At 65.7% G+C, this 14,483-nt stretch carries 16 protein-coding genes; 13 read left to right on the forward strand and 3 right to left on the reverse strand.

Annotated elements, in window-relative coordinates; all coding sequences use genetic code 11:
- Position 1 precedes the first annotated feature (1 nt).
- Positions 2-1,714 carry an ABC1 kinase family protein gene (locus AC6CHY_RS06090; RefSeq protein WP_498226059.1) on the forward strand — a complete coding sequence of 571 codons (1,713 nt, stop codon included), beginning with the start codon at positions 2-4 and terminating at the stop codon, positions 1,712-1,714.
- A gap of 9 nt (positions 1,715-1,723) precedes the next feature.
- Here AC6CHY_RS06090 and AC6CHY_RS06095 read toward each other — a convergent pair whose 3' ends face one another.
- Together AC6CHY_RS06095 and moaA are read right to left on the reverse strand one after the other, a co-directional pair.
- Entirely contained in the window at positions 1,724-2,017 is a 294-nt protein-coding gene (locus tag AC6CHY_RS06095; RefSeq protein WP_498226061.1) for a MoaD/ThiS family protein, read from the reverse strand.
- Positions 2,017-3,075, reverse strand: coding sequence for a GTP 3',8-cyclase MoaA (gene moaA, locus AC6CHY_RS06100; RefSeq protein ID WP_498226208.1), 1,059 nt, complete (start codon positions 3,073-3,075; stop codon positions 2,017-2,019). Before moaA ends, AC6CHY_RS06095 begins: the two co-directional genes overlap by 1 nt.
- 263 nt (positions 3,076-3,338) lie before the next feature.
- Here moaA and AC6CHY_RS06105 point away from each other — a divergent pair, with 263 nt between their 5' ends.
- The 9 genes from AC6CHY_RS06105 to AC6CHY_RS06145 all read left to right on the forward strand — a co-directional run bounded on the left by AC6CHY_RS06105 (position 3,339) and on the right by AC6CHY_RS06145 (position 9,788).
- A complete protein-coding gene (locus AC6CHY_RS06105; protein ID WP_217391062.1) occupies positions 3,339-3,812 on the forward strand; it encodes a hypothetical protein in 474 nt (157 codons plus the stop codon).
- Between the two features lie 2 nt (positions 3,813-3,814).
- Positions 3,815-4,027: a helix-turn-helix transcriptional regulator gene (locus AC6CHY_RS06110; protein ID WP_498226063.1), complete on the forward strand. Its 213-nt coding sequence runs from the start codon at positions 3,815-3,817 to the stop codon at positions 4,025-4,027.
- A 1,299-nt stretch (positions 4,028-5,326) separates the two neighbouring features.
- Positions 5,327-6,583, forward strand: a complete 1,257-nt coding sequence (locus AC6CHY_RS06115) for a molybdopterin molybdotransferase MoeA (protein ID WP_254456346.1) — start codon at positions 5,327-5,329, stop codon at positions 6,581-6,583.
- Complete coding sequence (gene moaC, locus AC6CHY_RS06120) at positions 6,580-7,134, forward strand: cyclic pyranopterin monophosphate synthase MoaC (RefSeq protein ID WP_498226065.1); 555 nt, start codon at positions 6,580-6,582, stop codon at positions 7,132-7,134. Before AC6CHY_RS06115 ends, moaC begins: the two co-directional genes overlap by 4 nt.
- A complete protein-coding gene (locus tag AC6CHY_RS06125) occupies positions 7,131-7,631 on the forward strand; it encodes a MogA/MoaB family molybdenum cofactor biosynthesis protein (protein WP_498226067.1) in 501 nt (166 codons plus the stop codon). The genes moaC and AC6CHY_RS06125 overlap by 4 nt, the downstream gene beginning before the upstream one ends.
- The gene (locus tag AC6CHY_RS06130; RefSeq protein ID WP_498226069.1) at positions 7,621-8,067 is read left to right on the forward strand and encodes a molybdenum cofactor biosynthesis protein MoaE; all 447 of its coding nucleotides are present in this window, start codon (positions 7,621-7,623) and stop codon (positions 8,065-8,067) included. The genes AC6CHY_RS06125 and AC6CHY_RS06130 overlap by 11 nt, the downstream gene beginning before the upstream one ends.
- 63 nt (positions 8,068-8,130) lie before the next feature.
- Positions 8,131-8,373: a DUF6953 family protein gene (locus tag AC6CHY_RS06135; protein ID WP_407605638.1), complete on the forward strand. Its 243-nt coding sequence runs from the start codon at positions 8,131-8,133 to the stop codon at positions 8,371-8,373.
- Between the two features lie 203 nt (positions 8,374-8,576).
- Positions 8,577-9,335, forward strand: a complete 759-nt coding sequence (dapB, locus tag AC6CHY_RS06140) for a 4-hydroxy-tetrahydrodipicolinate reductase (protein ID WP_498226071.1) — start codon at positions 8,577-8,579, stop codon at positions 9,333-9,335.
- Positions 9,336-9,341: 6 nt separating this feature from the next.
- Positions 9,342-9,788, forward strand: a complete 447-nt coding sequence (locus AC6CHY_RS06145) for a hypothetical protein (RefSeq protein ID WP_498226073.1) — start codon at positions 9,342-9,344, stop codon at positions 9,786-9,788.
- Positions 9,789-10,033: 245 nt separating this feature from the next.
- Here the strand turns inward: AC6CHY_RS06145 and AC6CHY_RS06150 are convergent, their stop codons facing one another.
- Positions 10,034-10,732, reverse strand: a complete 699-nt coding sequence (locus AC6CHY_RS06150; protein ID WP_498226074.1) for a DUF6994 family protein — start codon at positions 10,730-10,732, stop codon at positions 10,034-10,036.
- Positions 10,733-11,201: 469 nt separating this feature from the next.
- On the opposite strand from AC6CHY_RS06150, the gene AC6CHY_RS06155 reads away from it, so the two are divergent.
- The 3 genes from AC6CHY_RS06155 (at position 11,202) to AC6CHY_RS06165 (ending at position 14,316) form a co-directional block, all read left to right on the forward strand.
- A complete protein-coding gene (locus tag AC6CHY_RS06155) occupies positions 11,202-13,121 on the forward strand; it encodes an ExeM/NucH family extracellular endonuclease (RefSeq protein WP_498226076.1) in 1,920 nt (639 codons plus the stop codon).
- Positions 13,122-13,535: 414 nt separating this feature from the next.
- Positions 13,536-13,709, forward strand: a complete 174-nt coding sequence (locus AC6CHY_RS06160) for an antitoxin VbhA family protein (RefSeq protein ID WP_217390527.1) — start codon at positions 13,536-13,538, stop codon at positions 13,707-13,709.
- A gap of 109 nt (positions 13,710-13,818) precedes the next feature.
- Positions 13,819-14,316, forward strand: coding sequence for a Fic/DOC family protein (locus tag AC6CHY_RS06165; RefSeq protein ID WP_498226078.1), 498 nt, complete (start codon positions 13,819-13,821; stop codon positions 14,314-14,316).
- Positions 14,317-14,483: the final 167 nt, after the last annotated feature.

Raw genomic sequence — 14,483 nt, forward strand, 5'->3', positions numbered from 1 at the left:
GGTGGCCTCCGGTCCCGGGGACCGCGCGGACGTGATGGCGGGAGCGGGCAACACCCGCGCCCGCTACCGGCGCATCCTGCGCTTCGCCGCCTGGAACCTCACCGTGACGTGGTTCTTCGAATTGCTCCTGCCCCGCCTCGGGCTGGCCCGGGTTGCCGAGCGCACCCGTCCCCGGCGCATGCGGCGCTTCGCACAGCGCTTCCATGTGCTCGCGGTGAACCTGGGCGGCCTGATGATCAAGGTCGGCCAGTTCATGTCCTCGCGCCTGGACGTGCTGCCGCCGGAAATCACCGCCGAGCTCGAGGGCCTCCAGGACGAGGTGCCGCCCGTCCCGTTCCCCGCCATTCGCGCGCTGGCCGAGGCCGAGCTGGGCACGGGGCTGGAATCGGTGTTCGCCTCTGTCGAGCAGGTGCCGATCGCCGCCGCCTCGCTCGGGCAGGTGCACCGGGCGCGGCTGATGCCCGAGGACGCCGCGGCGGCCGGGTTCGACACCGTGGTGGTGAAGGTGCAGCGGCCGGGCATCGACGGGATCGTCGCCACCGACCTGGCGGCGCTGCGCAAGGTGGCCGGCTGGCTCAGCCACGTGCGCGTGGTGTCCAGGCGCGCCGACGCCCCGGCGCTGGTCGAGGAGTTTGCCGGCACCAGCCTGCAGGAAATCGACTACCTCAACGAGGCGGCCAACGCCGAGCGCTTCGGCGCCGACTTCGAAGACGACCACCGCGTGGCGGTGCCCGGGGTCGTGTGGGAGCGCTGCACCCGCCGCGTGCTCACCCTGGAAGATGTCACCGCCATCAAGGTCACCGACCTGGCCGGGCTGCGCGCCGCGGGCATCGACCCGGGCGAGGTGGCCCCGGTGTTCGCCGCGGTGATGTTCGAGCAGCTGTTCACCAGCGGTTTCTTCCATGCCGACCCGCATCCCGGCAACATCTTCGTCACCCCGGCCACCGACCCACGGGCCCCGCATCCCTGGAAGCTGACCTTCATCGACTTCGGCATGATGGGCGAGGTCCCGCCCAACACCCGCAGCGGGCTGCGCAAACTGCTGATCTCGGCCGCCGGGCGCGACGGGAAGGGACTGGTGGCCGCGATCGGGGAGCTGGGCGTGCTGGTCTCCACTGCGGACACCGCCGAGCTGGAGCGCGCGCTGACGCAGCTCTTCGCCAGGTTCGGCGGCATGGGCTTTGCCGAGCTGCGCGAGGTTGACCCGAGGGAGTTCCGCGAGTTCGCCGAGGAGTTCGGTCACGTCATCCGGTCGCTGCCCTTCCAGGTGCCGGAGAACTTCCTGCTGGTGATCCGTGCGATGTCGCTGACCTCCGGGGTGTGCAGCTCGCTGGATCCGGCATTCAACCTCTGGGACTCGGTCGAGCCCTATGCCGCGCAGCTGCTGCGGGAGCAGCGCGGCAATATCGTCCAGGACGTGGCCGGGCAGCTGCTGGAGGCCGCGACCCTGGGCCTGGGCCTGCCGCGGCGGATCGACGCGCTAGTCGCCGGGCTTCAGGACGGCTCGCTCGCGGTGGCAAACCCGAAGCTTGAACGCCGGCTGGCGCGGGTCGAGGCCACCGGGAGGCGGACCGCCTCGGCACTGGTGTTCGGTGCCCTGCTGCTCGCCGGCGCGGTGCTGCGCGGGGACGATGCGGTGCTGGGCACCGTGCTGATGTGGCTTTCGGCGCTGCCGCTGCTGCACGGGCTGTGGGCCGGGCGCCGCGGGCGCTGAGCAGTGCCGCTATCCGCCTGCGAAGGGCGGCAGCACGTCCAGTTCATCGCCCGGACGCAGGGCGCGGGAGCGGTCCTGTTCGCTCACGCCGTTGACCAGGAAGCTGCAGCGCCCCAGCACCGTGGCCAGCGAGGTGGTGCGGCGCAGCAGCGGCCCGTCGGGGACAGGGGCAGCGGCGGGGGTGTTGGCTGCCAGGTGCTCGAGCACGCTGCCCAGGGTGGCTCCGGGCAGCTGGAGCAGGTCGAGGCGTTCCTCGGTCTTGCCCGCGGCCTGGGCCGCGGCGGCGAAGTATCGAATGCGCATTATCCTCCGATGGCGCTCATGGAGCGGTCCGATTGTACAAAGTCCTTGGATCCCAGCCCGGTGTGGTCCATGCCGTGGGCCCGGGGCTTGCCCCACATCGCTGCCCGCCAGCGCTCGGCAATGGCCCGATCGTCCGAGCCGTCGCGCAGCAGCGCGGAGAGGTCGGTTTCCTCCCGGGAGAACAGGCAGCTCATGACCTTGCCCTCGGCGGTGATTCGGGTGCGCTTGCAGTCGGCGCAGAATGGCTCGGAGACCGAGGCGATGATGCCCACCGCGCCCAGGATGGTTTCGGGGTCGGCGTGCGTGGAGACCAGGAAGCGTTCGGCCGGTGCGCCGTCGCGCGGCTTGGTGTCCGGGGACAGGCGGAAGCGGGTCTCCAGGTAGGCGCGCAGATCCGCGGCGGTGACCATGTTGTCCTTGCGCCACACGTGGTCCGCATCCAGCGGCATTTGCTCGATGAAGCGCAGCTCCAGGCCGCGCTCCAGCGCCCAGGCCAAAAGCTCGGGGGCCTGCTCGTCGTTGATCCCGCGCATCAAGACGGCATTGATCTTCACCGGGGCCAGGTTTGCGGCCAGGGCCGCGTCGATGCCGGCGAACACCGAGTCGATGTGGTCGCGGCGGGTGAGCTTGGCGAAGGTCTCGGCGTGCAGCGTGTCAAGGGAAACGTTGATGCGGGTCAGCCCGGCCTCGGCGAGCGCCGCTGCCTTCTTGGCCAGCCCCACCCCGTTGGTGGTCAGCGAGACCGGCAGCTGCGGGTGCTCGGCGCGCACCGCGGCGATGATCTGGGCCAGGTCCACGCGCACCAGCGGTTCGCCGCCGGTGAGGCGCAGTTCGCGCACGCCCAAATCGCGCACGCCGATGCGCACGATCCGGGTGATTTCCTCCAGCGTGAGCAGCTTGGACTTGGGCAGCCAGGCCAGCCCGTCGGCGGGCATGCAGTAGGTGCAGCGCAGGTTGCACTTGTCGATCAGGGAAATGCGCAGGTCGGTGGCCTGTCGGCCGAACTTGTCGCTGAGTCCGGGGGCGTCTGCGGGTGCCGGTGTGAGGATGGTGGGCATGGGCAGGCTGACGGTGCTGCGCGGTGTTTCTGTGTTCGTCGCCATATATCGAGGGTAGTCCACCGGGCTGGACATTGCCTGCTCCGTGGCGCCGCCTTCGCGGACAGCACACCGCCGGCCGGGGCCGCATGCCGGGCGCTGCTACGCGACGAGTCCGCTTCCGCGGAAACGGCCACCGATCCGGCGACATGCACTTGCGTCAAGCGGGCTTTACATGTCAAGCTAGTTTTACACGTCAAGCACGCTTTACATGAGGAGTGTTCATGAGTACAGGTATCGAAACCGACACACGCACACGCTGGGGTCGTATCCGTTTCGCCGGCCGCCGCCTTCCCGCCATGGCCTTCGCCATTCCGACCGGGCTCCTGCTTGCCTCCGGTGTCGGTGCCCTGACCCTCTGGACGGGAGTGGCCGAGGGCGAGCAGGCGATATACATGGCCGGAGTGTTCGCGCTCGTCATGTCCTGGGGGTTCGTGGGCCTGGTCTGGGCGGTCGTTGTCGACAGGAAGAGCTTGCGCGGGGCCATCGACAAGCCGGACGATTCGATCGAATCGACCTGGATGGATACCGCCACGGCCGGCGCCTTCCGCGACACCATCATGCTGACCGGCCTGGGTCTGGGGATCCTGTCCATCACGGGGTACGAGCTGGATGCAGTCTGGGCGCTCACCGGCGTCATCGTACTCGGGTTCTTCAGCACCTGGGTGCGGTACCTCATGGCCAAGAAGCGGGGCTGAGCGTGAAGAACTCCCTGCACGAACGCCGGCAGGAGCGTGGCTGGTCCCAGCAGCGCCTTGCCGACGAACTCGGCGTTTCCCGCCAGACGGTCATCTCCATCGAACGCGGCCGGTTCGACCCGTCATTGCCGCTGGCCTTCCGTTTGGCCGCGGTCTTTGGGTGCAGGATTGACGATCTCTTCGACCCCCAAGGGGAAACCACGCAGTCCAGCTGAGGCTTGGTGCCTGGCTACATGCGACTGCCGGCCATCGGTCCGGCGATGCAAGCCGTACAACGGAGAGACAAGCCGGGGTATGGACATGATCCCCTGCGCGATGAAGCGGAACACCATGGAAATCCGATTCAGCGTCTAGTCTCGCTCGAATGGCTTGTGAAATGCCCGGGATGCTTCACTCATCTCGGGTATTTTCGATTCAATGGGATTCTGATTGGTTCAAGCTGTTTCGGATAGCTATTGCTCGGAGCCTAGGTCTTGGCTGCTTGGATTCATGACGTTAACCTGTGGCGACAATATGGGCGCCACGGGTAGTCGCTGCATAAATAATTGCTGAGATCGGTTCTAGAGCTATTAATTTTAGTTCCCGAATTCTAAATTTTTGCCCATTTGACTTATTACGTGTCTGGTCCAACCGCTCTCGTCCACGAAGGCGCGGAGGCGTTCTTCGCATCCGTCCGCAAGGGACTTTCGGTGGGATGTCCACGCGATGAAGTCACGCACGATCATGTTGTGAGAGTCCGACACTCTAGAACTGTAATCAAGGCTACTTCCAGGCGAAGCCCAGCCCAGCTGGGCCACCGTCGTCACAGTTGTCAAAAGTGCTGCACCTATCAAAGCTAAATCACCGTATGTCACATTTGTTTGTCCGGAGACTTGATCGAGGAGTGTGGGGAGCGGTTCATTTGGTTGGCTCATGTGGTTAGTATGCATCTTGTAGATTGACGAACGGATGCATCATGCCCGGCACGCCGTCAATCCTCGCGCCGTTCTGCTTCGAGGCAATCAGCCGGCGCAATGCGAGGTCGAAGACGGCGCACTTGGGTTTCTTGCCTGCGGTGCCCTTGCTCGCTCGTGATCGGCCCTTGCGACTGCCGTGGAGGTTCGCCTTCCATCGGCAGTCGATTGTATAAAATTGTCCACGAGCGTAAATGCCGCAGCACATGCCGAATGCCCCGGGCAGTGGTCGGTGCGGTGTCCCGCAAAACGGCGCGGCTACGCAGGACGGTGGATCCCCAATGACCGCAATCGGGTCCCAGCTACCCCCGAACGCAACATCAAAGGGACGCTGCCAAACGAATTCGTGTGGAAATGTCCGAAGACCGCGGGCAAGGGAAAATGTCGCTTTCCTGCTTGAACGGAAGCTCGGTTCCTCGCGTGGGTGGAACAGCCGAGCAAGCCTGGAAATAAAGAGCGTGGCAGTTTGCCGCGGTGCCCATGGTCCCGCTACCCGTCGGAGCTTGGCATTCCCAGGCCTCGGGAATCCTCCCTTGCCGGTTGCGACCTAGGATGGAAGGCATGAGACCACCATTCCGTCGCAGCGTCGCCGCGCACCAAGTCGCCATCGAGGCGTTGCTCGGTACCGCCCTGCGATCCCCGGGCAGCGAGCCGGTGCCTCTGGACGATGCGCTGGGCCGCAACCTGGCCTCCGATCTGGTGGCCCCGCGGGCCCTGCCGCCCTGGGACAACTCCCAGATGGACGGGTACGCCGTCAATGCCTCGGACCTGGGCACCGGCCCGCTGCGCGTGGTCGCGCCCATCGCCGCGGGCCAGGGCGCCACGGCCCTGGCGCGGGGGACTGCGGCACCGATCATGACCGGTGCCCCGATGCCGCAGGGTGCCAACACCGTCATCCCCATCGAGGCGGCAGCCCCCGACAGTTTTCCCACAAGCGCGGAACTCGCGGAGGGAAGCACTGTGGTGCTGCCCGACTCCAGCTCCGAGGGCAATTACGTCCGAGCCCGCGGCAGCGACATCGCCGAGGGCACGGTGGTCTTGGGCGCCGGGACGAGGCTGGGCCCCACGGCGCTCGGCGTTGCCGCGGGGCTGGGGCTGGCCGAGCTGAACGTGACCGCCCGCCCGCGCGTGCTGCTGCTGTCCACCGGGGACGAACTGGTGGCACCGGGCGGAACCCTGGGCCCGGGGCAGATCCACGATGCCAACACCACGCTGCTGCACACCGCCCTGGCCGCCGCCGGCTGCGAGGTCACGACCGCTGGGGTGCTGGATGACTCGCCCGAACAGTTCACCTCCTCCCTGCGGGCGGCGCTGAAGGCCAGCGACCGGGACTACCACCTGGTGCTCAGCAGCGGGGGCATCTCCAAGGGCGCCTTTGACGTGGTCAAGGCCGTGCTCGCCGGGCACGGCGTGGAGTTCGGCTCTGTGGCCATACAACCCGGCGGCCCCCAGGGCTCCGGGATCCTGTCCCTGTCCGGCTGCGACCCGGTGCCCTTCATCGCGCTGCCCGGCAACCCGGTCAGCGCCTACGTCAGCTTCGAGATGTTCCTGCGCCCGGTGCTGGCCGCCGCCCTGGGACTGCCCGAACGCGCCCGGGCCACCGCCACGCTCGCCGCCGACCTGGACTCGGTGCCCGGCAAGCTTCAGGTGCGCCGCGGAAGCTACGCTAACGGCACCGTCACCCCCGTCGGCGGGGCCTCCTCACACCTTTTGGCCGCCCTGGCGGCCAGCAACGCCTTCATCCTCGTCGATGAGCACACCACCACCCTGCCCGCGGGAAGCCGCGTGGAGATCCTGATCATTGGAGACGGCTCATGACCCGTGAAACCACCCCCGAACCGCCTGTCGAACCTGCGGGTGCGGCGCTGTCGCACGTGCGCGCCGACGGCAGCGCCCACATGGTCGATGTCAGCGCCAAGGCCGAGACCAACCGGGAAGCCACCGCCGAGGCCTTCGTCCACACCACCGCGGAGGTCATGAAGCTGATCACTAGCTCCGGGATGCCCAAGGGGGACGCGCTCGCCGTGGCCCGGATCGCGGGGATCATGGGGGCCAAGAAGACCTCCGAACTCATCCCGCTGTGCCACCCGCTGCCCATCTCCAAGGTCGTGATCGACTTCGGGCTGGACGCGCAGGACGCCGTGCGGATCGTCGCGACGGTGAAGACCCGCGGCGTGACCGGGGTCGAGATGGAGGCGCTGACCGCGGTGTCCACCGCGGCCCTGGCCCTATATGACATGATCAAGGCCGTCGACAAGCATGCGAGTATCACCGACATGCGCGTGCTGGCCAAGTCCGGCGGCAAGTCCGGCTCCTGGGACATCACCCCGAAACAACTTCCGAACCCCGAAGGAGAAATAAGCGCATGAGCGCCTGCGAACCACTGGGGGCCCCACGCAAGGCCGCCATCCTGATCTCATCCACCCGTGCCGCCCTGGGCATCTACGAGGATGCCAGCGCCCCGGTCATTGCCGACTGGCTCCAGGAACAGAACTTCGACGTCATCCCCGCCATCATCGTGCCGGACGGGCCCTCCGTCGGCGCGGCGCTGCAGGGCCTGCTGCTGTCCAAGCCGCGGGTCATCATCACCTCCGGCGGCACCGGGCTGAGCCCGGATGACATGACGCCTGAGGAAACCGAACCACTGCTGAACCGGATGGTCCCGGGCATCATGGAGGCGCTGCGCGCCGAGGGCCGCGCCAAGACGCCGATGGCCGCGCTGAGCCGCGGGTACGCGGGCATCTCCGGGGAGACGTTCATCGTGAACCTGCCCGGTTCCCCCTCCGGGGTCATGGACGGGCTCACGGTGCTCACCCCGCTGCTGACCCACATCTGCGAGCAGCTGGAGGGCGGCCATGTCCACTAGCGCACCCGGCGCCCCCGGCGAAGCGGTCTTTGCCGGGATCAGCGACACCCCGATCGACGCCAACACCGCCTGGGACGCGGTGGAGTCCGAGCACACCGGCGCCGTGGTCACCTTCGGCGGCATCGTGCGCAACCACGACGGCGGCCGCGAGGTGCTGCGGCTGACCTACAGCGCCCACCCCAGCGCCCCGGCGCGGATGGTGGAACTGGTGGCAGAGGTAGCTTCCCGCCACCCCGGGACCCGCCTCTGGGCGGCACACCGGGTGGGGGAGCTGCGCATCGGGGACGCCGCCCTGGTGGCAGCCGCCGCCGCGGCCCACCGCGGGGCGGCCTTTGACGCCTGCCGCGACCTGGTGGAAACCGTCAAGGCCCACGTCCCGGTGTGGAAGGAACAGTTCTTCGCCGACGGCGAGGTTGAATGGGTGGGCAGCGCCTGAGCCCGAGGCGTCCCAACCGGCGCGCGTTGTGTGGTGCGTCCTGCGCGCCGGTACCCTGAGTAGATGACCAATGCACCAGAAATTGCCCAGTGGATCCTTGACGCGATTCACAAAGAAAAGACCGTCCACCAGGAAGCACTGGTGCCCCGCATCGCGGAGGCCTTCGGCGATGAGTGGGTCTACACGAACGAAAACGGGCACCCGGCCATCAACCGCGACGTCCTGAAGTCCCTGCGCAAGTTGCGCGACGCCTCGGTGGCCTGGAACCGCGAGGACCGCAGCTGGAACGTCGTCGACGCCAGCTAACACCACCGAGGGGCCGCCGGAATCCACGTCAGTATTTTCCGGCGGCCTTTTTGCTGCCCCGCTTCTTCCCTGTCGACCGCCGGGCCACATCTCGGAGCACCATCCCGGCAGGGGCCCGGCTGTAATGCAGCCCACCATGTCCGCGCTCGTGGCGCCGGTCACCGACGCGGTGCCGGCGCCAAATTCCCGATAAGCTGGAAGCCATGAGTGCACCACTGAAAGTCGCCGTGATTGGCGCATCGGGACGAATGGGGGCCGAGGCCGTCAAGGCCGTCGACTCCGCCACGGACATGGAACTGGTTGCCGCGCTGGGCCGCGGGGATTCCCTGGAAACCATCCTGGAGGCGGGGGCCACGCACGTGGTTGACCTGTCCGTGCCGGCAAGCACCGAGGAAAACGTGCGCTTCGCCGTCGAACACAGCATCCACGCGGTGGTCGGAACCACAGGCTGGGACGACGCCAAGCGCGAATCCCTGACGGCGCTGCTGGCCGAACACCCCGGAACCGGCGTGCTCATCGCCCCGAACTTCGCCCTGGGATCGGTGCTGGCCAGCGCCTTCGCCGCCACCGCGGCACGCTACTTCGAATCGGTGGAAATCATCGAGCTGCACCACCCCAACAAGGTCGATGCCCCCTCGGGCACCGCGGTCCGCACCGCCGAACTCATTGCCGCCGAGCGCGCCGCCGCAGGCGTGGCCCCGGGCCCGGACGCCACCGAAACCCAGCTGGACGGCGCCCGCGGCGCAGTGGTCGACGGGATCCACGTGCACTCGGTGCGCCTGCGCGGACTGGTCGCCCACCAGGAGGTCCTGCTCGGCGGGGCCGGCGAGCAGCTCACCCTGCGCCACGACTCCTACGACCGCGCCTCCTTCATGCCCGGCGTTCTGCTGGGCCTGCGCACCGTGGCCTCGCGCCCGGGGCTGGTCTACGGCCTTGACGGCTACCTCGAGTTGGGACGCTAGAGAAACATGAAAACCAAGATCTGGGTCGGCGCCATCCTGCTGCTCTTCGTGTTCTACCTGGTCGCCGCGTTTGGCTCGGCGGTCCGCTTCATCTCCGCAGACGAACCCATCGCCAAGGTCATCGGCGTCGCCGCCCTGGTGGTCCCGCTGGTGGGGGTGTGGATCCTGGTCCGCGAGGTGCTCTTCGGCGCCCGCACCCAGAAGATGGCCGCGATCCTGGCCGCCGAGGGCCTGCTGCCCGAGGACACGCTGCCGCGCACGCCCTCCGGGCGCATCGTCAAGGCCGCAGCCGACGAGGACTTCGTCCAGTACAAGGAAGAGGCCGAGGCCAACCCCGCGTCCTGGAAGTCCTGGCACCGCCTGGCCCTCGCCTACGACGCCGCAGGGGATCGGCGCCGCGCCCGCGAATCGATGCGCACGGCCATCGGCTTCTACCTGGCCGACAGCAAGTAGGCAGGCCCGAGGCACGATCGATGCCCCCTGGAGCGGTTCTTCCCGAACCGCACCAGGGGGCATATTTCTTTGACGGCCGGGGTTCGACAACGTCAAGCAAATTGTGAGGGGACTGAGATTCGTCCGTAATAACGCTTTCCATACATACCTAGCCTGCACGCGGGTCGACATTCCGACCGGGATTCCCAACACGTTGTTCGCAATCCCCAGATGACGGACCGTGTCATGGGGCGAGCATGCAGCGGCTACTGCCTGATCGCGTTCAGGATGCGCAAGCGGCGTGCTTCAAACAATTCCAGGTTGTCCGAGCGGTATCGCGCGTATGTTGGAAGGTCGGAGGGCAACGCAGGCGATTCGAAGTTGTCGAAGGGGAGTAAGAAGCGTACTGCGCCATTCGCATCCACGAAGTCGCCGAGATGAAAATGATCGACGAATCCGGCGAAAGAGCCGAAAAGCGCAAAGTAGTTTTCATGGCGTTCAATGGTCCCGGCCAAGGGACTGGCGCCGCCCTCGTAAAAGCGTCGGATTGCCTCGAGAGTCAGATCCCATCGATCCTGTATCCGAGGATGAATGCCCCGACGCTGGTTGAGGCTGGCCCGGGAGACCGGGAAGATCATGAAGCCACAGATGGTGTACGAGCGCCGCAGGAACCTGTCATTGACCTCGTCTGGAAGCTGCGCGTAGAGGTGACTCAACTTCTTCCGATGCCGGGTTGCAATCGTGTCGCTGCCGAGAACAATTCTCGTGCCGTTCGCTTCATACACAAGATACGGTGAGAGCGCACGACCCGCCTGAAGCTCGAACGGCTGCCCACTGGGTAGAGGCTTGCTCCACAGTAGCTGGTGGTATCGCCGGAGAGTCGGGCTGTGACTGTCGGGATCCCTGCCCTCCGGAGTGTCATCGAAGAAGTTGAAGTCGGGATCGATTCCATCATGCTCGCTCATGCACTGAAACTAGCAGTAACCGGTGTCAATTCATTGCTTGGGACCCGATTCGGGCCTTCGCTTGAAAGAAACAGGTCAGCCGCAGGCTATGTGACGGCTGTTGCGTCCGCAGCCATAAAACCGCAAATGATCCATCCACCCATGCCGAGCCGGCAGTCCTGGTCTTGGCACTGGTCGTCGGGTTGCGAACCTCCAGAAAAGGAACCTGTGTGGGCCTGCCCTTGTCGGGCATAGCCGCCAAGAACTTGACCGCGTGGCATCAAGCCGTTCCTCTGCACGTAGGTATGGCAGCCCATCATCTAGACGTGGCACACGGCATGGACTTGGATGGTTCAATGGCCACCCGGTGAAGGGCGTCGGCGCGGTTCAAGTGCCATTCATGCCGAATTCATTTCCCGGTGATCGAATCTGATCGGGCCAGACCCCGTGCGCCACCGCGTCACGGAGAGACAGACGACCGAGGGAAATCATGAAGAAAAGCGCAACGGCGGCTTTCGCCACCGTGACCTTGGCAGCCGCAATGGCCGTGGGGGCAATCGCCCCGGCCACGGCTGCGGTCGACGAAACGACGTCCATCGAAACGATCCAGGGCACGGGTGCCGCGAGCGGGATGCTCGGGGAGCAGGTCACCGTTCGAGCGGTGGTCACCGGCGCCTACGCCGAGGGCGGCATCCGCGGCTTCTACGTCCAGAGTGCGGGCAGCGGAAGCGAGGTTTCCGCCGAGGGCAGCTCGGGGATCTTCGTCTACTCGCCAGGCGGGGTGGCCAAGGTTGCCGTGGGCGACCACGTCGAGGTCTCCGGGACGGTCGGGGAATACTTCGGGCTGACCCAGCTCAGCGCCTCGGCCTCCGGCGTCACGGTGCTCACCGAGCCGGCCGATGCCGTCAAGCCCCTGGCCATCGACATCCCTTCCTCGGACGCAGAGCGCGAGCGCTTCGAATCCATGCTCGTCGATCCGCAGGGCGAATGGACTGTTGCCGACAACTATTCGCTGAACCAGTTCGGCGAAATGACCCTCGCCGAGGGCGCTAGCGAGATCCTGCCCGGCGAGCGCACCCTGCGCCAGGCCACCGACGCCTTCGCCCCGGGCAGCGCCGGGGCCCAGGCCCTGGAAGCCGAGAACCAGCGCCGCTCCCTGGTGCTGGATGACGGCGCCACGCTGAACTTCCTCGGATCGAACAACAACAAGTCGGTCCCGCTGCCCTACCTTTCGGCGGGCCACCACGTCAGCGTCGGTGCGCAGGCCACCTTCACCGGGCCGGTCATCATGGACTACCGCTACGACCTGTGGCGGCTGCAGCCCCAGGGGCAGGTCACCGGGGCCGAGGATGCCGACATCCCGGCGTCCTTCGCCCAGGCCAGCACCGAGGCGCCGGCCGAGGTCGGCGGAAACGTCAGCGTCGGCAGCTTCAACGTGCTGAACTACTTCACCACCACCGGAACCCAGCTCTCCTGCTGCACCTACTACACCGACCGCGCCGGCCGGCCTGTCACGGTGCGCGGCGGCTGCGACGCCCGCGGCGCCGCGAACGAGGAAAACCTGCAGCGCCAGCAGGCCAAGATCGTCTCGGCGCTGAACAAGTTCGACGCCGACGTCGTGGTGCTGGAGGAAATCGAGAACTCCGCCCGCTTCGGGCTCGATCGCGACCACGCGCTCGGCACCCTGGTGGAGGCGCTTAACCGGGCAGCCGGCACGCAGCAGTGGAAGTTCGTGCCCAGCCCCGTGGCAGTCCCGGCAGACGAGGACGTCATCCGCACCGCGATGATCTACAAGAGCAGCGCGGTGAAGCCCATTGACGAGTCGGTGATCCTGGACGACGCGGCGTTCGACAACGCGCGCGATCCGCTGGCCCAGGCCTTCCAGAGTGTCGGCGGAAATTCCAAGAGCCGCTTCCTGGTTCTGGCCAACCACTTCAAGTCCAAGGGCTCGGACCCGAAGGACGGCTCGGAGAACGCCGACAAGGGCGACGGTGCAGGGGCCTGGAACGCCGCGCGCGTCGAGCAGGCCGAGGCCCTGGTGGCCTTCGCCGAGGGACTGAAGAAGGAACGCAACACCAACAAGGTGCTGCTGGCCGGGGACTTCAACGCCTACTCCGCCGAGGAACCGATCCAGGTCCTGGCCGAGGCCGGCTACATGGATCTTGGTGCAGCGGCGGACACCCGCAGCTACCTCTTCGCAGGCCGCACCGGCTCCCTTGACCACATCCTTGCCTCAAGCGAGGTCGCGCCACAGGTCACCGGTCAAACCATCTGGAACATCAACGCCACCGAGTCGGTGGCCTACGAGTACAGCCGCTACAACTACAACGTGGCGCAGCTGTTCTCCCCGGACCAGTTCCGCTCCTCGGACCACGATCCGGTGCTCGTGGGGCTGCAGCTGAATAAGTAATAGGCGCTCGCAGGGAATCCGGTGGATCGAAAAGATCCACCGGATTTTCTGCGCTCATGACGATGCCCGGCTCTTTTTGTCTTGCTGGCTGATGGCCGCGGTCCAGAGTTGGGACTCCAGGCATAACTGGAAACCGAGAGCTGCGCCGGCGTCATCCTTCTGCTCTTCGTGTTCGACCTAGCCGCGGCGTTCGACTCGGCTGTCCATTTCGTCTCTGTCAAGGAGCCCGTCTCACGGCTCTAGCGCACAGTATTTCCTCGCGTTGTGGGTCATGGGGCAAGCGGCGGCCGATCGACCTACCCGGCTTAGAATTGAATCGTTAGCCCGATTGGTGCTCCCGTCTGCATCTCCTGTCTAAGGATCGGTGGTAAGTTTTGTTGACGTTGCGCCAGTGCGGTGCGGAAAGGAAACGACATGACCATTGCTGACCAGCGATCTGCCTGGGTTGAAGCTGCGACCCACAGCATGAGCCTTGAAGGCCTTGAAGTCAGTGACGAATTCCGCGCAGATTCCGAAGATTATGTCGCCGGAAAAGTGACATCTGAAGAACTGGTACGCAAAGCACGTGCTCGGTTTGGGCTCGACTGACTTCGATAGTTCGGCGCCCGACCCCTACCTGGACCCAGCAACCGGGATACTCAGGAACCTCGTCGGCGCAACTACGCGTCAACAACTTGCAGCTGTCGAAGCTGATCTCGTGGCTGCCCGCGTGGTGCAGCTGCTAAACGGTAGTGTCTCCATTGCAGCGACGCGGGATCTTCGGGAGATGCAAGGGATACACCGCCATATTTTCGGCGATATCTTCTCTTGGGCTGGGACGATCCGGATCACTGACTTGGCCCGCGCCGACAATGAACCGTTCTGTCCCGTATTCCTCATTGAGCGTGCCGCAGCAAGTGTCGCCCAGCAACTCAGTGATGACGAGCACCTCAAGGGGCTTGACCACGGAGCGTTCGTGAACAAGCTTTCGTATTACTACAACAGCGTCAATTACATTCACCCGTTTCGTGAAGGCAACGGTCGAACGCAGCGTGAATTCTTGAACCGAGTGGCGGATTCTGCAAGCTGGTTCATCAATTGGGGGGCGGTATACGGAGATCAACTCAACGAGACCAGCAGGCTCGCTCGCGAAAACCTGGATCTTGATCCGTTGATCGTGATGTTTAGGGCTTGTGTAAGTCCCGTGGCAGGTTAGTCAGTTGTTGTCCGTGGCCGTCTTAGCGGCTTTGTCGAATTGGAACTCGAGACATCTGGTAATCAAGAACAAGGTGGAACCCATCCACTTGCATTGGCGCTTTATCCAATCGCTGCCTCGGGTTCCGCGATTGGCTTCATGGTAATCGCGCCCCACGGTCGATGCGC

This window comes from Paeniglutamicibacter sp. GQ140, from assembly GCF_059759235.1.